At 72.3% G+C, this 16,724-nt stretch carries 17 protein-coding genes; 4 read left to right on the top strand and 13 right to left on the bottom strand.

Annotation, left to right across the window (positions count from 1 at the left end):
* Positions 1-6: 6 nt before the first annotated feature.
* Positions 7-543, bottom strand: a complete 537-nt coding sequence (locus QSK21_RS12415; RefSeq protein WP_285695748.1) for a YbaK/EbsC family protein — start codon at positions 541-543, stop codon at positions 7-9.
* A 171-nt stretch (positions 544-714) separates the two neighbouring features.
* Between QSK21_RS12415 and QSK21_RS12410 the strand changes: the two genes are divergently transcribed.
* The 3 genes from QSK21_RS12410 to QSK21_RS12400 are packed head-to-tail and all read left to right on the top strand — an operon-like array spanning position 715 to position 4,650.
* Positions 715-1,434: a FadR/GntR family transcriptional regulator gene (locus QSK21_RS12410; protein WP_285695747.1), complete on the top strand. Its 720-nt coding sequence runs from the start codon at positions 715-717 to the stop codon at positions 1,432-1,434.
* Positions 1,403-2,848 carry a tocopherol cyclase family protein gene (locus QSK21_RS12405; RefSeq protein WP_285695746.1) on the top strand — a complete coding sequence of 482 codons (1,446 nt, stop codon included), beginning with the start codon at positions 1,403-1,405 and terminating at the stop codon, positions 2,846-2,848. Before QSK21_RS12410 ends, QSK21_RS12405 begins: the two co-directional genes overlap by 32 nt.
* Entirely contained in the window at positions 2,845-4,650 is a 1,806-nt protein-coding gene (locus tag QSK21_RS12400; RefSeq protein WP_285695744.1) for a GMC family oxidoreductase, read from the top strand. The genes QSK21_RS12405 and QSK21_RS12400 overlap by 4 nt, the downstream gene beginning before the upstream one ends.
* Positions 4,651-4,656: 6 nt before the next feature.
* On the opposite strand, the gene QSK21_RS12395 is transcribed toward QSK21_RS12400, so the two are convergent.
* The 7 genes from QSK21_RS12395 to QSK21_RS12365 form a co-directional block, all read right to left on the bottom strand.
* Positions 4,657-5,469 (bottom strand): aspartate/glutamate racemase family protein, encoded by an 813-nt coding sequence (locus tag QSK21_RS12395; RefSeq protein WP_285695743.1) that lies wholly within the window; start codon positions 5,467-5,469, stop codon positions 4,657-4,659.
* Positions 5,470-5,490: 21 nt separating this feature from the next.
* Entirely contained in the window at positions 5,491-6,693 is a 1,203-nt protein-coding gene (locus QSK21_RS12390) for a CaiB/BaiF CoA transferase family protein (protein WP_285695741.1), read from the bottom strand.
* Between the two features lie 84 nt (positions 6,694-6,777).
* A complete protein-coding gene (locus QSK21_RS12385) occupies positions 6,778-7,671 on the bottom strand; it encodes an IclR family transcriptional regulator (RefSeq protein WP_285695740.1) in 894 nt (297 codons plus the stop codon).
* Positions 7,664-8,530 (bottom strand): ABC transporter permease, encoded by an 867-nt coding sequence (locus QSK21_RS12380; protein WP_285695739.1) that lies wholly within the window; start codon positions 8,528-8,530, stop codon positions 7,664-7,666. Before QSK21_RS12380 ends, QSK21_RS12385 begins: the two co-directional genes overlap by 8 nt.
* Positions 8,531-8,541: 11 nt before the next feature.
* Positions 8,542-9,378 (bottom strand): ABC transporter ATP-binding protein, encoded by an 837-nt coding sequence (locus QSK21_RS12375; RefSeq protein WP_285695738.1) that lies wholly within the window; start codon positions 9,376-9,378, stop codon positions 8,542-8,544.
* Between the two features lie 35 nt (positions 9,379-9,413).
* On the bottom strand, positions 9,414-10,520 hold the full coding sequence (locus QSK21_RS12370; RefSeq protein WP_285695737.1) for an ABC transporter substrate-binding protein: 1,107 nt from the start codon (positions 10,518-10,520) through the stop codon (positions 9,414-9,416).
* Positions 10,521-10,571: 51 nt separating this feature from the next.
* Positions 10,572-11,006 carry a nuclear transport factor 2 family protein gene (locus tag QSK21_RS12365; RefSeq protein ID WP_285695735.1) on the bottom strand — a complete coding sequence of 145 codons (435 nt, stop codon included), beginning with the start codon at positions 11,004-11,006 and terminating at the stop codon, positions 10,572-10,574.
* A gap of 247 nt (positions 11,007-11,253) precedes the next feature.
* On the opposite strand from QSK21_RS12365, the gene QSK21_RS12360 reads away from it, so the two are divergent.
* A complete protein-coding gene (locus QSK21_RS12360; protein ID WP_285695734.1) occupies positions 11,254-11,406 on the top strand; it encodes an LPFR motif small protein in 153 nt (50 codons plus the stop codon).
* Between the two features lie 39 nt (positions 11,407-11,445).
* Here the strand turns inward: QSK21_RS12360 and QSK21_RS12355 are convergent, their stop codons facing one another.
* The 5 genes from QSK21_RS12355 to QSK21_RS12335 form a co-directional block, all read right to left on the bottom strand.
* Positions 11,446-12,339, bottom strand: coding sequence for a molybdenum cofactor guanylyltransferase (locus QSK21_RS12355; protein WP_285695733.1), 894 nt, complete (start codon positions 12,337-12,339; stop codon positions 11,446-11,448).
* 115 nt (positions 12,340-12,454) lie between these two features.
* Positions 12,455-12,613, bottom strand: coding sequence for an MFS transporter small subunit (locus QSK21_RS12350; protein WP_285695732.1), 159 nt, complete (start codon positions 12,611-12,613; stop codon positions 12,455-12,457).
* A gap of 52 nt (positions 12,614-12,665) precedes the next feature.
* Positions 12,666-14,090: an OFA family MFS transporter gene (locus QSK21_RS12345; RefSeq protein WP_285695984.1), complete on the bottom strand. Its 1,425-nt coding sequence runs from the start codon at positions 14,088-14,090 to the stop codon at positions 12,666-12,668.
* A 304-nt stretch (positions 14,091-14,394) separates the two neighbouring features.
* Entirely contained in the window at positions 14,395-15,321 is a 927-nt protein-coding gene (locus QSK21_RS12340) for a LysR family transcriptional regulator (RefSeq protein WP_285695731.1), read from the bottom strand.
* 105 nt (positions 15,322-15,426) lie between these two features.
* A complete protein-coding gene (locus QSK21_RS12335) occupies positions 15,427-16,722 on the bottom strand; it encodes a sensor histidine kinase (protein ID WP_285695730.1) in 1,296 nt (431 codons plus the stop codon).
* Positions 16,723-16,724: the final 2 nt, after the last annotated feature.

Below are 16,724 nucleotides of genomic sequence, written 5' to 3'. Positions count from 1 at the left end.
GACCGCCTATCGGGCGAGGCTGAGCGCCAGCACCTCGGCGCCCGGCAGGTCGGCGACGGACTTGCCGGGGAGCAGCAGCTTGGAACGGCGCAGGCCGCTGCCGATGACGACCTGGGGCGCCGCCGCCACCGCCTCGTCCACCAGGACCGGCCAGCCGGCGGGCAACCCGACCGGGGTGATGCCGCCGTACTCCATCGAGGTCAGCGAGGTCGCGTCCGCCATCGGCGCGAACGACACCTTGCGCGCGCCGAGCCGCTTGCGGACGACGCCGTTCACGTCGGCGCGGTCGGTGGCCAGGACCATGCAGGCCGCGTAGGAGACCTCGCCACCGCGCTTGGCCGCGACGATGACGCAGTTGGCGCTCGCCTCCAGCGGCACCTCGTACCGTTCGCAGAACGCCGCGGTGTCGGCGAACTCGGGGTCGATCTCGGCGACCTTCGCCTCGGGCCGCCGCCCGATGGCCGCGGCGACCGGGCCGGCGAGCAGGTCGGCCCGCCCGGCGGCCGGCTGCCAGTCCAAAGTCCCCATCGCGTTCGCCGTCATCCGATGCCCCTTCCGTTTCGCGCGTCGTTACGCGTACGCGCGTTCCACCCTGCCACGAACGCGAGGACCATCGACACGGTGGCATTGACCGTGGCGGACGACACTGCCACAGTGGCACAGTGGCTCATCCACTGAGCCACTGTGCGACCGCACCATAGCGAAGGGCGGGCCGTGACCACCCCGTTGCCCCGTGACACCCTCGTCGACACCCTGGCCGCGCGGCTGCGCGACGACATTCTCAGCGGCCGCTACCCTCCCGGCTCCTACCTGCCGCCCGAGCGCGAGCTCGCCACCGCGTACCAGGTCACCCGCACGTCGGTGAAGCACGCGCTGGTCCGCCTCGGGCAGGCCGGGCTGGTGGAGACCAGGCACGGGGTCGGCACGCGCGTCCGCGACTACGAGCGGCTGGGCGGCCCCGAGCTGCTGCCGATGCTGGTCGGCACCGCGGGACCGGAATGGGCGGCGGAGATCTTCCAGGTGCGGCGCGAGGTGGGCGCGCAGATCGCCGCCACGGCCGCCGCGCACGCGGGGCCCGAGCACCGGGACCGGCTGCGCGCGCTGGCCGGCGAGCTGCGCGCGGCGCCGGACGCGGACACCGCCCAGCTCGCCGAGTGCGAGATCCACCGGGTGATCGCCGCGGCCACCGGCAACCGGGTGTACGGGTTCCTGGTGAACGCGCTGCTCAACGCCTATCTGGCGGTGCGGGAGCGGTTCGCGGGCGCCTTCACCGACCCGCCGGGCGCCGCGGAGCGGATCGCCCCGCTGGTGGCGGCCCTGTGCGCGGGGGACGCGGTCCGGGCCCGCGAGGCCGCCGACGCCTACTACGCCGAGACCGAGTCCCTGATGCTGGGGAGGGCCGATGAACCGCAGCCGCCGCACGACGTTCAGTGAGGTCATGGAGGGGACGGTGCGCCTCAAGGGCGAGCGGGACGAACCCGTGCGCCCGATGAGGATGGAGCTGGACGCCGACCTGCCCGGAGTGCTGCTTCCCTGGAGGACTCTGGAGGGAAGCGTGTCCGGCCGCGTGACCGTCCCCGGCTGGGCGGACGACCGCGCCGCGACGGGGCGGCTGCACGTCGCGCCGGTCACCGCGCGCCGGATCCGCTACACCCTGGGCTTCACGGCGCTGGACGGGCGGCGTCTCCACCTGGACGGCTGGAAGTCGCTCACGCCACGGCGGCCACTGCACTCCCTGACGTTCCTGCCGGTCACGGTCACCGATGAGGACGGGACGGTGGTCGGCGAGGCCCGGTTGCGTTTCGACCTGCGCCGCGACCTGGCCCGGTTCCTCGCGTCCTTCCGGTTCCCCGGGACGGCCCGCGTTCCGGCTCCGTCCGGGCCACCCGCGCTGATGAGGTCGCGGTGGCGGCGTCAGCCCGGCCGACTCGAGGTGTGGTACACGACGCTGACCGACCCGGCGACCGGCACCGGGATCTGGCTCCACCACGAGCTCGTGGCATCCGGTGAGGGCAAGGCTCGGGCGCATGGGTGGGCGGCGGTCTTCCCTCCGGGTGAGGCCCCGGTGTTCGGGCGGTTCGGCCCGTACGGCTGGGACGACGGGGACGGGCCGGGCTTCACCGCAGGCCCGGTGGAACACGTGCCGGGACGGCTCACGGGGAAGGCGGGCGACCTGTCGTGGGAGCTGTCGGAGACGGGTACCGGTGAGCCGCTCTATACCTTCCCGCGCTGGGCCTGGGAGCGGGAGGTGCTTCCCGCCGCGCAGATCGTCCCCATGCCGGCCGCCACCTACGACGGCGTGGTGCGGTTCGGTGACCGGGAGCTCGAGGTGCGCGGCGGGCGCGGCGGCTCGGCCCGCATCTACGGGCACGGCAACGCCGAGCGCTGGGCGTGGCTGCACGCCGATCTGGGCGGCGGCGACGTGTGCGAGGTCGTGGCCGCGGTCTCCACCCGCCCGCTGATGAACCGGCTGCCCGCGCTCCCGTTCGTCCGGCTGCGCGTGGACGGCGAGGACTGGCCCGCGGGCGACCCGCTGCTCGCCGCGTTCCGGCTGCGCTGTGAGCCCATGCTGCCCACCTGGACGGTCCACGGCCGGGTCGGCGACCGCCGCGTCCACATCCAGGTCACCCAGCGTCCCGAGGAGACGGTGGCGGTCGACTACGCCGATCCGGACGGGCGCCCGGCGGTCTGCCACAACACCGAGCGCGCCGATGTGGTCATCACGCTGTCGCGGCGGACGGCGGCGCGCGGCTGGAGCGTCGAACGCGAATGGCGCCTGGACGGCACCGGCCACGCGGAAGTGGGCCTCCGGCCTCACGGCGAGGCCGCCCGCAGAGGCGACGCGTGAACGCCCTGACCGGGACGGTGGCGGCCGTCCTGGGCCTGGAGGACGAGAACGACGTGCGGCGCGTCGCCGCCCGCGCCCGCGATGCCTTCCCCGCGCCGGCCGCGCGCCTGGGGCTCACCGCGGGCGCCGGGGCCGTGGACGCGCTGTCCCGCCTTCTCACCGGGCGTCCCCTGGACGCGCTGGACGCCGACCGGCGCGAGGCGTTGTGCAAGGTGCTGGAAGGACGGCCGGCGGCGGCCCGGCTGCTGGAGACGCTGAAGATCCCCCTGCTTCAGGCGGCGGCCACGGAGCTTCTCCCCGCTCCCCCGCACGTGCCGTACGAGGGGGCGCGGCCGGACGCCGACCTGGACTGCACGCCGTCCAGCGCATGGCCGTCCAGGGCGACCGCCGACGCGATCGTCGTCGGGTCGGGAGCGGGCGGGGCGATGGCGGCGCGCACGCTGGCCCGCGCGGGCCTGTCCGTGGTGGTCGTGGAGGAGGGGCGCCGCTTCGTCGCCGCCGACTTCCGCGACCGCCCGCCACTCGAACGCTTCACCCGGCTCTACCGGGACGCGGGGGCCTCGTTCGCGCTCGGCCGTCCTCCTGTCCTGCTGCCCGAGGGACGCGCCGTCGGGGGCACGACCGTCGTCAACAGCGGCACCTGCTACCGGACGCCTCCGCACGTCCAGCGCCGCTGGTCGCGGCTCGGCGTTCCCATGGACGGCTTCGACGCCTACCTGGACGAGGTGGAGGCGACCCTGCGGGTCGCGCCGCAGCCCATCGACGTGCTGGGACGCAACGGGCTGCTCGCGCTGGAAGGCGCGCGGCGGCTGGGCTGGAAGGCCGCGCCGCTGCGCCGCAACGCCCCCGGCTGCGCGGGCAGCGGCCAGTGCGCCGCCGGATGCCCGCGCAACGCGAAGAACGGCGTCCACCTGAACGCGCTGCCCCAGGCGTGCGCGGCCGGAGCCCGCATCATCACGCACGCGAAGGTCGAACGCATCCTGGTGGAACGCGGCCGCGCCACCGGCATCAGGGCGCGGCGCCCGGACGGGACGCATCTGGAGATCCTCGCGTCCCGGATCGTCGTGGCCGCGGGCGCGACGCAGACGCCACCGCTGCTGCGCCGCTCCGGTCTGGGCGGGCATCCCGGGCTCGGGCGCGGCATGGCCGTCCACCCGGCCACGAGCATGGCCGGGCGGTTCGACGAGCCGGTGACGTCCTGGTCGGGCGTGATGCAGAGCGCCGGGATCGAGGAGGCGCACGGCGACGGGATCCTGATCGAGGCGACCGCGAGCCCGCACGGCATGAGCTCGTTCGTCCTGCCCGGCACGGGACGGGAGCTGCGGCGGCGGCTGGCGGAGTCCGGCCGGCTCGCGGTGCTCGGCGCGATGATCGCCGACGGCCCGTCCGGGCGCGTGTACGGGCGGCGGCGCCCGCTCCCCCGCTACGACCTCTCCGCCCGGGACGCAGCGCGGCTCCGGCGGGCGCTGGTCGCCATGGGCCGGATCCTGCTCGCCGCCGGGGCACGCGACGTGCTCACCGGCCTGCCCCGCCACCCGATCGCCCGTACCGAGGAGGAGGTGTCGGAGGCCGTCGCCTCCAGCCCGGTCACCGACCTGCACCTGGCCGGTTTCCACCCGACCGGCACGGCCCGGATGGGCGGCGCCGGCACACCCGCCGACCCGCATGGGCGGCTGCGCGGAGTACGCGGCGTGCACCTGGTGGACGCGTCCGTCCTGCCGACCTGCCCGGAGGTGAACCCGCAGCTCACCATCATGGCGATGGCCCTCAGGAACGCCGACGCGGCGCTCGCGGACGGATGAGGCACGTCAGCCGTGGGCGATGGCGGGGCCGAAGAGGGCGCGCAGGCGGTCGACCTCCTCGGCCGGGGCGCGGTCGGTCAGGTAGCCGGGGGCGTCGCGGCTCCACACGCCCGCGGCGAGCAGGTCCGCCTGCATGTTCGCGGTGGCGAGCGCGAGGCCGTTGGAGTCGATCAGCGGGAGACCGGCGACCCTGCGGATCCCGGCACGCCACAGCAGCTCGCAGGGGATGCCCTCGCCCGAGACGATCGTCTGCGCGCCCGCCTCGCGCAGCTCCGCCGCCGCCCCCTCGATCTTCTCCAGCAGGGCGGGCAGGGCGTCGTCCGGGAGCCCTTTCTCGATGAGCGTGCGCCCCTCCGGCAGGTAGCGGAAACCCACGCACAGCTCGGCGCAGCCATAGCGGGACTGGTTGGCCCGCAGCGCCTCCTCCAGCGCCGGGACGAACCCGACGACGCCGAACCGCAGCCCCTGGGAGCGCAGGAAGTCGAAGGTCGCCTGCCCGTACCCGACGACCGGGATCGACACCAGCGAGCGCGCCGCGTCCAGGCCGGGGTCCTGGCTGGTGCCGATCACGTACGCCGCGAAGCCGCGTCGCTCGGCCTCGACCGCCCGCTCGGCGAAGTACCAGGAAAAGAAGACTTCGAGCTGGCCGTACTTCACGTGGTCGGCGGGCATCCGTGTCGCGTACGCCTCGGCGGGCAGCGCGTGGAACTCCACGGCCGCGCGGTCGCCGAGGATGTCGCGGGCGTGCCGCTCGTACCCTTCGTCCAGCCAGGGGTTGCGGCCGACGACCGTGTGCTTCTGGAACCAGATCCGATTCAACGGTTCACCTCTCCTCGACGGTCAGGCCACGATCTGGCGCTCGCGCAGGCTCGCCACTTCCGCCGGGTCGAGGCCGAGCTCGTCGACGAGCAGCCCCTCGGTGTCGGCGCCCAGGGGGCGCCCGGTGAAGCGGATCCGGCCCGGCGTGCGCGACATCCGCCACATGACGTTGTGCATCAGCATCGGCCCGAAGTCCGGGTCGGGGACGCTGGTCAGCATCTCCGTCTCCCGGATGTGCGGGTCACCGACGATGTCCGCCGCGCTGTAGACGGGGGCGACGGCCGCGCCCGCCTCGGTGAACTCCGCGATGACGTGCTCGCGGGTGCGCTCGGCGATCCAGTCGCCGACCAGCTTGTCGAGCAGGTCGGCGTGTTCCGCGCGACCGTGGCCGGTCGCGAACCACGGCTGCTCGATCACCTCGGGGTGGCCGACGAGCCGCAGCACCCGCTCGGCGATCCGCTGCGCGCTCGTCGACACCGCGACCCAGTGCCCGTCCACGGTCCGGTACGTGTTGCGGGGCGCGTTGTTCGTCGACCGGTTGCCGTGCCGCTCCTCGACCACGCCGAGCTGGTCGTACACGGTGGGCGCCGGTCCGACCGCCGTCATCAGCGGTTCCAGCAGGCTCATGTCGATGACCTGGCCGCGCCGTTCCGGGTCGCGGTCGCGGTGCCACAGCGCCATCGCCGTCGCGGACGAGGCGGCGATCCCGCAGATGCTGTCGGCGAGCCCGAACGCGGGCAGCGTGGGCGGCCCGTCCGGCTCGCCGGTCATGTACGCGAAGCCGCTCATCGCCTCGGCGAGCGTGCCGAACCCGGCCCGTCCGGCGTACGGGCCGCGCTGCCCGAAGCCGGTGACCCGGACGATGATCAAGCTCGGGTTGACCTCGTGCAGCCGGTCCGGCCCCAGGCCCCAGCGCTCCAGCGTTCCCGGGCGGAAGTTCTCGATCAGCACGTCCGACCGCGCGGCCAGCTTGAGCAGGATCTCGGCGCCCTCGGGGACGGACAGTTTGAGCGCGAGCGCCCGCTTGTTCCGCGAGATCTCCTTCCACCAGATCGGCGTGCCGTCCTTGGACCTGCCGTGGCCGCGCATCCCGTCGCCGGTCACCGGATGCTCGATCTTCACGACGTCCGCGCCGAAGTCGCCGAGAATCCGCGCGCACAGCGGCCCGGCGAGGATCGTCGAGGCGTCGATGACCCGTAGTCCGTGGAGTGGACCGTCCTGCATTCATCTCCCCCTGCTGAAGACTGGATTCGATCAGCGCGGCGATGCCGCGCGGGCGGTGGCGCGCGGGCGGGTGGCGCGCCGCCGTCAGTGCTCGGACGCCGTCCTGCTCTCGTCCTCGGACCTGGACGGGCCGCGGCCCAGATCGGCGGAGATCGCGGCGGCCGTCGCGATCACCTGGTCGCCGAGCGACCTGCTGCGGGCGCGGGTGAACATGTGCTGCACCCCGCACACCGAAATCGACCCGATCGCCTGGCCCGCGGGGCCGTGGATGGCCGCCGCGACGCTCGCCGCGCCCGACTGCCGTTCGCCGGAGCTGACCGCGTAGCCCACCGCCCGGATCCGGCGAATCTCCTCGCGCAGCTCGTCCGCCGAGGTGATGGTGGCGTCGGTGACGCTGTCGAGCCGGTGGTGCGCGATGTAGTCGTCGACCTCGCTGTCGGGCAGCGCCGCCAGGATCGCCTTGGACGACGACCCCGCGTGCAACGGGTGGCTGGTGCCGAGCGCGACCGACATGCGGATCTCCTGCGACGACAGCACCTGGTCGACGTACACCCGCGACCAGCCCTGGCGCAGCGAGAGCGTGGTCGTCTCCCCGGTTCGCTCCGACAGCGAGACCAGGTGGCGGTGCGCGATCGCCGGGACGTCCAGCTCGCGCAGCGCCGCCAGGCCGATGCTCAGCGCGCCGGGGCCGAGCCGGTACACCTTCGTCGTCTCGTCGAAGCGCAGGAACCGGCCGGCGACCAGCTCGCGCAGGATCCGGTGGGTCACCGCCTTCGACAGGCCGATCTCCCGGGCGAGCACGGAGACCCCCTGGGCCTCCGGCGACCGGCTGATCGCGTCGATCACGGCGAGGGCACGGGCGATGCCCGACCGGGCAGGGCCGTCCTTGGTCTCGGCCTCGATCCGGGAGTCGGAGTCGTCGGTCGTCATGAGGTCCTCGGCGGGGTGGGCGGGGTGGGCGGCGGGGACGTCAGGCACCGATGACCCTGTTCTCCTCGGCCCAGAACGCCAGCCGCCGCTGGGCGAGCCGGATCAGGAAGTGCGCGATGAGCCCGAGCACGGAGAGCACCACCAGCACCGCGAACATGCCCGCGATGTCGAAGTTGAAGTTGCTCTGGAGCAGCAGATAGCCCAGCCCCTCCTTGGCGCCGATGAACTCGCCGACGACCGCGCCGAGGATCGCGAACACGATCCCGATGTCGAGCCCGGCGAAGATGAACGGCACCGCGGTGGGCAGCCGCACCATGCGGAAGATCTGGAAGCGCCCGGCGCCGAACACCGTGAGCATCTGGATCCGGTCCGCGTCGGCGGAGCGCAGTCCCTCGACGACGTTGACCAGCATCGGGAAGAACGAGATGACCGCCGCCATCACGATCTTGCTGCTGATCCCGAAGCCGAACCAGACGACGAACAGCGGCGCCAGCGCCACCTTGGGCACGGTCTGGAAGGCCACGATGTACGGCATGAGCGTCCGCTCGACCAGCCGGACCTGCGAGATCAGCGTGCCCAGCAGCATCGCCACGCCGACGCCGATCACGTACCCGAGCAGCGCCTCCTGGAGGGTCACCCGCAGGTGCCCCCAGAACTGGCCGTCGGTGAGCTGGGCCTCGAGCGCCGTGTAGATCTGCGACGGCCGCGGCAGGGTGTACTCGTCGATCCCGAGCGGCCGGGCCAGGAACTCCCAGCCGAGCATCACGATCGCGAAGACCGCCGGGACGAGCACGATCTCCGGCCGCTCCCGCGGATCGAGCCGGCCGCGGGACCCGCCCGCGCTCTGGAGTGGGGCCGCGTCCGGCACGGCCGCCGGGCTCGTGGACGTGTTCTGTGTGGATGCCATGGGGGACCTCGTCATTCGATGGCGCCGATGGCGCTGAAGTGCTCGCGGATTCGCTTCACATGGACGCCCGCGGCGTCCGAGGACACCATGCCGAGGTCGCGGGGGCGGCCGAGGTCGATGTCCACGATCTCGGCGATGCGGCCGGGCCGGGGGCTGAGCACGATGACACGGTCGGACAGGAAGACCGCCTCGGAGATCGAGTGCGTGACGAACACGATCGTCTGCCCGCTCTCCCGCCAGATGCGCAGCAGCTCCACGTTCATATACTCGCGGGTCATCGCGTCCAGGGCGCCGAACGGCTCATCCATGAGGAGCACCGCGGGGTTGTGCACGAGCGCCCGGCAGATCCCGGCGCGCTGCTGCATGCCACCGCTCAGCTCGTGCGGATACTTGTCGGCGAAGGTCTCCAGGCCGACCATCCGCAGCAGTTCCTCGGCGCGCGTCCGGTACTCGCGGACGTTCAGCCGCTGCACCTGGACGGGGACCATGACGTTCTGCAGGATGGTGCGCCACGGCAGCAGGGTGGCCGCCTGGAAGACCATCCCGACTTCGGGCAGCGGGCCGGTGACGTCGCGGTTCGCCACCCGCACCGTTCCCTCGGTCTTCGGTATCAGCCCGGCCAGGATCTTCAGCAGGGTCGTCTTCCCGCACCCCGAGGGCCCGACGATCGAGACGAACTCACCACGCCGGATGGTGAAGTCGATGTCGGACAACGCGTGGGTCGGTTCCGATCTGCGCGGCCGGTACACCTTCTGCAGGCCGGCCACCTCGATCCAGGAGTCCTCATCGGACTCCGGGGCCTTCGCGGCATGCGTGGCCTGGTGGCGGCCGAGGATTCTGCTGGCCATGAACTCTCCTTCGGACGTTCCGGGGCGGGGAGCCGCTACGCCGGGGCGTACGCCTTCGCCTTGGCGATCACCTGCGCGGCGTCGAACTGGTTGGCGCCCGCGAGCAGGCTGGGGTCCCAGATCTCGGAGACCGGGATGTCCTTGGTGATCTGGCCCGCGGCCCGCGTGTAGGCCATGGTCTTCTGCCACTCGGCGTCACCGATCGCGCCCCAGTTGGAGAACGACTCCGGTTCGCCCTGGGCCGGGGTGGCGCTGTCGACGAAGCTGGTCAGCACCTTGGTGTCGCCCTTCAGCCGCTGATCGACCGTCTGGCCGGACAGCATCGCCGGGAACGTCTTGAACCCGATCCGCATGGCGCCCTCCGGCTGGACCGAGGAGAACAGCAGACCCTGGTAGGCGGCCCGCAGGTAGAGGGTCAGCTCCTCCTTCTTCTTCTTGATCGTGTCCTCGCGGGCGGCGAAGGTGAGCGAGCGGATGCCCTGGAAGGCGGCGCCGTTCGGCAGGTACCGCAGCTTGGTGCCGGAGTTCTCGATCGACGCGTACGGCGCCGTGTACAGGGCCAGCGCGTCCACCTTGCCGCTGTTCAGCGCGGACGCGGCCGGGGTGCCGATGCCGACCGGCAGCAGGTCGATGTCCTTCTGCCCGTCCAGGCCCGCGTCCTTGGCGAACGCCCGGGCGTACGGGGCCGAGCCCGACGCGAGGCTGATCACGCCGATCTTCTTGCCCTTGAGGTCGGCCCCGGTCTTGATCGGGCTGTCCGGCTTGACGGCGATCCGCCACGGCCAGTTCTGCACGAGCCCGCCGATCGCCTTGATCGGCACGCCCTTCTCCCTGGCGGCCAGGATGGATCCCATGTCGGCCGCCGTGATGTCGGCGCTGCGCGAGGTCACCGCCTGGATCGCGGCCGACGACCCGTCGGCGTTGATGGTCTTGACCTTCAGCTTCGCGTCGAGAAAGCCCTGATCCTTGGCCACGGCGTAGGTGGCGACGTCCTCCTTCGGCGCGTTGACCGCGCCGGCGAACGCGACGGTGATCTCCTTGTCGGCCGAACCGCCGCCGGACGATCCGCCGCAGGCGGTGAGGGCGAGCGCGACGGCGGACACGACCAGTGCCGCCACGCTCGGACGGAGGGTGCTCTTCATGTTCGGGACCTCGATCGAATGGGTTGACAGGGGGTCTCGCCGAGCTCCGCCCTACGAGGGCGTCCCGGGCTGCTCGGCCGCCGGCGATGCCGCGATGCCGGCGAGCGCGAGGTCGTTGTACACGTGCTGTTCGACGATCAGCCCGTCGCGCAGGACGAACACGTCCGCGTACCGCACGCCGGAGAAGGGCCGTCCGGCCAGGTCCTCGCCGTAGAGGGTGCCGAGCGAGGTGACGGTCGTCAGCCCGCCGTCCGCGGCTCCCTCGAAGTAGCGCTCCCGTTCCTTGCGGACCCATCGGTAACGGGTGGCCGACGCCGCGGCCATCTCCGGGAGCGAGGCGTGCACCCGGTTTCCCGGGAACACCAGGCGCGCGCCCTGTACGAGCAGCGCGCCCGCCTCGTCCAGCTCGCGGTCTTCGCAGAGCCGTAGATAGCGGTCGACGAGGGCACGTGCCGCCCCTGGGCGGTCGAAGCCGGTTTCATCCATGGATCGCACCCTCGTTTGTTCGGCTGAGCGATACGTCGTTCGGTTGGACGGAACGAGCGTAGACGGAACTTTAAGGAAGCGCTCGTCAGCGCGTCAATAGCCGGAAACCGTGACTTCAGCCCGGTCACGCGTCCACCGAACGGCGTGGACGGCCGCGCGGAGGTGCGCGGAGGATGCATAGAAACCTCACGGGGGGTACGGGTTACGCCAAGGAAGACAAACCCAACCCCCAAGGAGTTGAGACATCATGGGCCGCATCGCAGCAGCCCTCCAGGCCGTGATCGGCACCCTCGTCAGCATCGTCACGCTGCCGTTCAGGGTGCTGTCACGCCTGATCGGAGGCGGCGCGGGCCGCCGTCCTGCCCGTCGTCCCCGCCGTCGCGGAGGCCGGGCGTTCTGACATCCCGGCGCCATGGCACGGCGCTTGAGCGCGGCTCGGCTAGTGGGCGAGGTCCCCTGGACTGAACGACACGGCTGGAATGAACGACACGATGTCGCCCGCCTCCAGCGGCGACTCCGCGTCCCCGTGGACGCGCTCGCCGTTGATCGCGGCCACGACGTGCCCGTCCAGGGTCAGCCCGACGCGTTCAGCGGCCGCGCCCACGGTCGCGGCCAGGACCCGTCGCGGCCCGGCGCCGCCGTTCCCTGTGGCGAGTGCGCCGTGACGTTCCACGACGACCTCGGGCGCGGGGCGTTCGCGCGCCGCGCGGTAGTCGCCGGGGGTGTTGACGTTGACGACCGAGTCCAGCGCGGGGTCGGCTTCCGCCAGCCGGGCGTCGGCGAGCAGCGCGTTCTCGTCGAGCCGGCGCACGGCGACCTCCTCGAACAGGTGCGCCGGCTTCGCCCGTCCCGCGTCGACCAGCTTCCCGACCCGCGGCACGAGGGCGGTGCGGTAACCGGCGGCCATCGGCTGCCGGAAGCCGCCGACGACGGGAAGCACGACATCGGGGGCGGGAGCGGTGTCGAAGCCACGGAGGACCGCGGTGACGAAGGCGGAGTGCAGGAAGGGCAGGTCGGTGGAGCAGACGAACGCCACCTCGGCGTGCCCGGCCGCCGCCGCCAGGCCGACGGCCAGCCCGACCATGGGCCCGCCGCCCTCCTCCGGATCCTCGCGGACGAGCACGCGCGGGTCGAGGGCGGGAAGGTCCTGACCGGGGGCGCGCACGACGATCACCGGGCCGCGGACGGCGCGGGCGACGACACCCGTCACACGGCGCAGGAGGGTCGAGGAGTGCCATTCCAGGGCCGCCTTCGGCGTGCCCATCCGCGTCGAGCGCCCGCCGGCGACCACGACGCCGGCCGCGTCCCGCACGCCGCCGGCGCGGTCCGTCATGGCGATGGTCCTTCCCGGGAACGGTGTGTGTCGGTGCCCGCTGTCACATGAGGCGACCGGTTCCAGGGTGTCGCACCGCGCGGGCGCTCGGCGGGTGCGACACCCTGGATCCGGATCAGCCGCCGAAGAGTTTCAGGGCGGCCTTGACGGCGTTGTAGACCCCGTACGCGAGCGGGATCCCGACGATCGTCCAGGCGATGACGAGCTGTGCCTTGTACTTGCCGGACGCGTGCTCTTCCGTACCGGGAGCCGGTGCGGATGCGGGTGCGGTCATGGGTGCTTACTCCTCGTCCCTACGTTTGCTGTTCCCTGCGTTCCTGCGACCCCTACGACGACTGCCGGGCGTCACCCGCGGTGGCCTTCTCGGGTGCCTCCGCGGGATGGTGACCGGCCTCCGCCGCCGCCACGACGGCCGCGTCCTCGTGCCAGCGTTCGGAGACGGGCTTGATGAGCAGGTTCGCGACGAAGCCGATCGCCAGGACGCCGACCATGATGAACAGCGCCGGCCGATAGTCGGACGCGACCAGCTCTCCCGGGGTGCCCTGGGCGTCCAGGACCCGGTTGACGATGAGCGGGCCGAGGATGCCGGCCGTGGACCAGGCGGTGAGCAGGCGCCCGTGGATGGCGCCCACCTGGTACGTGCCGAACAGGTCACGCAGATACGCGGGGACCGTGGAGAAACCGCCTCCGTAGTAGGAGAGGATGACCACGCAGATGAGGACGAACAGCGCGGTGGAGCTCGATCCCGCCAGCGCCAGCAGCAGGTAGAGGACGAGGCCCACGCCGAGGTACATCACATAGGTGGGCTTGCGGCCCATGTAGTCCGAGGTGGACGACCAGACGAAGCGGCCCGCCATGTTGGCCACCGACAGGACGCCGACGAAGCCCGCGGCGACGGTCGCGTTCACCGTCGAGGTGTTCGTGGCCGCGTCCCGGAAGAAGTCCTGGATCATCGGGCCCGACTGTTCGAGGATCCCGATGCCGGCGGTGACGTTGCACAGCAGCACCGTCCACAGCAGCCAGAACTGCGGCGTCTTGATCGCGTTGCCGGCCGCGACGTGGCCCGTGGTCACCAGCGGCTTGGCCGCGACCTTGGCCGGGTCGAAATGCGGCGGCCTCCACCCCGGCGCCGGGACTCGGACGGTGAACACGCCCAGCATCATGACCAGGAAGTAGGCCACTCCCAGGGTGAGGAACAGCTTCATCACCGCGTCGCCGCCCGGCTCGTCACCGCCGTAGAAGGACAGCAGCTCGCGCGACAGCGGCGCGGCGACCGCGGCACCGCCGCCGAAGCCCATGATGGCCATGCCGGTGGCGAGGCCGGGCCGGTCGGGGAACCACTTGATCAACGTCGACACCGGCGAGATGTAGCCCAGGCCGAGGCCGATGCCGCCGACGAATCCGTAGCCGAGGTAGACCAGCCAGAGCTGCTCGGACGCGATCCCCACCGCGCCGATCAGGAACCCCGCCGCCCAGCAGCACGCGGAGGTGAACATCGTCTTGCGCGGCCCGACCCTGTCCACCCAGGTGCCGAAGACCGCCGCGGACACGCCGAGCATCACGATGGCGATGGAGAAGATCACTCCGATGGCGGTCAGGCTGGTGTCGAAGTGGGCGACGAGCGGCTCCTTGTACACGCTCGTGGCGTACGCCTGCCCGATGCAAAGATGGATGGCCAGGGCGGCCGGCGGGATCAGCCACCTGCTGTAGCCGGGCGGGGCGACCGTATGCGCCCGGTCGAGAAACGTCAACGCAGCCACTGTGCACCTCCTGGTGAGTGGTGTGTGGTGGTCTCCGTCTCAACTGACCCGAAGGCTGAGCGACGCCGCGCGAGGCGCTTGCCGGAGCACGTCAGCGACACTGATCAAGGCCAATCCCCCCGAGGGGTGAGCGGACGGTGGACAGCCGGCCGGGAGCGCCGGCGGGGCCCACGCCGGCGGACAGGTCTCGCCCACGACCGCCGAACGTCCCGTGCCCCATGCCTTCATATCCCCAGGGCCACGAAAGTGGAAGCCCGTTTTCCCCTGGTGGAAACATGGTCGCGCGGACGGCCGGTCAGCCGTGCGCGATCCTGCTCGCCACCTGCTCCAGCTCGTGCGGGAGGTCCACCTGGCGGGCGATGTCGACCAGCGCCCGCGCGAGCAGCGGCTCGGGTCCGCCACCCGCCAGGACGAGCCCGACGTGATAGGTGCGCTCCGGCGGCGGCAGCGGGATCACGCGGGCGCCGTCGGGCACGCCGTGACCGTGCAGCCAGGCGTGCGGGATGACGCTCGACAGGCGCATGGACGCGACATGCGCGTAGATCGCCGAGACGGTGTCGGCCTCGACCACGGGCTCGGCCACGGCACCGGCCTCGGCGAAGTACCCGTCCAGGATCCGCCGGTTCTGCATCACCGGCGGCAGGAGGCAGAGCGGCGCCGCCGCGGCCTGCGCCCAGGTGATCGACCGCTGCCCGGCGATCTCGCCTTCGTCCGCGGTCAGGAACATGTAGCGCTCCCGATAGAGGGGCACCACGCGCACCCGGCCGAGCGGCTCGCCGTCGACGTAGGTCATGCCCACGTCGATGTCGAAGTCGTTGAGCCCGCTCACGATCTCCCGGGACGACATCGACCGCAGCGAGAACCGGACGAGCGGATACCTCCGCCGCATCGGGGTGGTCAGCAGCGCCGCGACGCTCAGCGCCGTGGGGATCGCGCCGATCCGCAGGACGCCGGACAGTCCGCCCCTTCTGCTTTCGAGCGTGCGCTTCAGTTCTTCCCGTTCGGCGAGCACGTGCTGCGCCCACCGCAGCACCTCGGTCCCCTCAGGGGTGAACCCCTCGAAACGCTGCGCGCGCTGGACGATCTGCACTCCGAGCTCGGTCTCCAGCTTCCGGATGCCCGCCGACAGGGCGGGCTGGGAGACGTCGCACGCCTGGGCGGCACGGCCGAAATGGCCTTCGCGCGCCAAGGCGGCGAGGTACTCCAACTGACGCAGCAGCACGCCGTCATAGATACCAGAAGCCCACGAAGCCGTCACTGATAACCGAAGCTGATGAGATCGCGCGGAAGCCGTCCGGGCCTCGGCGGAAGGCCACCGGCGCGGAAGTCAGGACGAGCCGCCGTCGCGGGGCAACGGGTCATCTCCCGGCGGGGCCTGCGGGGTGGCGGCGTCGCCATCGGTCACCGGAAGCCACAGCACGAACGTGCTGCCCACCCCCGGGGTCGAGAACAGCCGCACATGACCGCCGTGCGCCTCCACGATGTGCCGGACGATGGCCAGGCCGAGCCCCGTGCGGCGGTCGCGGGAACGGCGGGCGTCCTGGCCGCGCCAGAACCGGTCGAACACCCGGGCCTGCGCGTCGGCGTCCAGTCCCGGCCCCTCGTCCTGGACGGCGATCCACTGCCAGCCGCCGGACCGGCCCGCCGCCACCCTGATCCGCGAGCCGGCGGGCGCCAGCCGCACCGCGTTGGACAGCAGGTTGCCCACGGCGCGGCGCAGCGCGTCATGGTCGCCGATGATGAGCAGGCCGCGGCTCAGGTCGCGCTGAATGGCGATGCGGCGGGCGGCGGCCAGGGAGTCGAACTCCTCGGCGGCCTCGCGGGCGACCACCGCCAGGTCCACGTCGGTGTCGTGGAAGGCGGGGGCCGACCGGCGCGCGGTGGCCAGCAGATCCTCCACCAGCCGCGTCATCCGGGTGGTGGCGCGGTCCACGACCTGGACGGCCCGGCGGCGGTCGGCGTCCTCGGCGTCCGGCGCGGTCAGCACGGTGTCCAGGTTGGCCCGGATGATCGCCAGCGGGCTGCGCAGCTCGTGCGAGGCGTCGTCGATGAGCTGCCGCTGCGCGCCGAACGCCTCGTCCAGCCGGTCCAGCATCGAGTCGATCGTGTCGGCGAGGTAGCGCAGCTCGTCCTTCGGCCCGCTCAGCCGGATCCGCCGGGACAGGTCGGTGGCCTGGATCTCCTCGGCGGTGCGGGCGATGGCCCTGACCGGCTTGAGCGCCCGTCCCGACAGCACCCAGCCGATGCCCAGGCTGGCCAGGAACAGGCCCGCCAGCATGATCAGCGAGTAGTGCTGGAGCGCCTGCTGGGTCTCGTAGTTGACCGCCTGCTCCACCTGCTGGAGCTTGACGACGTCCACCTCGCCCTGCTTGATCTCCGTGCCGTCGGGCAGACGGTAGTACTTGTCGGCACGGTAGGTCTGGGTGATCGGCTCGGCCTCGGTGCTGGCCGCCACCGCCGCGTAGATGCCGCCGAGCACCATCGCGGTCAGGACGAACAGCAGCGTCGAGTACATCACCGTGAGCCGGAACCGGATCGAGTGGACGAAGGCCGGCAGCCGTCGCCCGCCGGGCAGCAGGCGGCGTGGCGTACGGGGCGGGCGGGACGGCAGGCGCAGGCGCATGA

Source organism: Actinomadura sp. NBRC 104412 (genome assembly GCF_030269515.1).
GTDB lineage: Bacteria > Actinomycetota > Actinomycetes > Streptosporangiales > Streptosporangiaceae > Spirillospora.
Note: the sequence above shows the minus strand (reverse complement) of the source record. Positions and strands in the feature narration are given on the sequence as shown.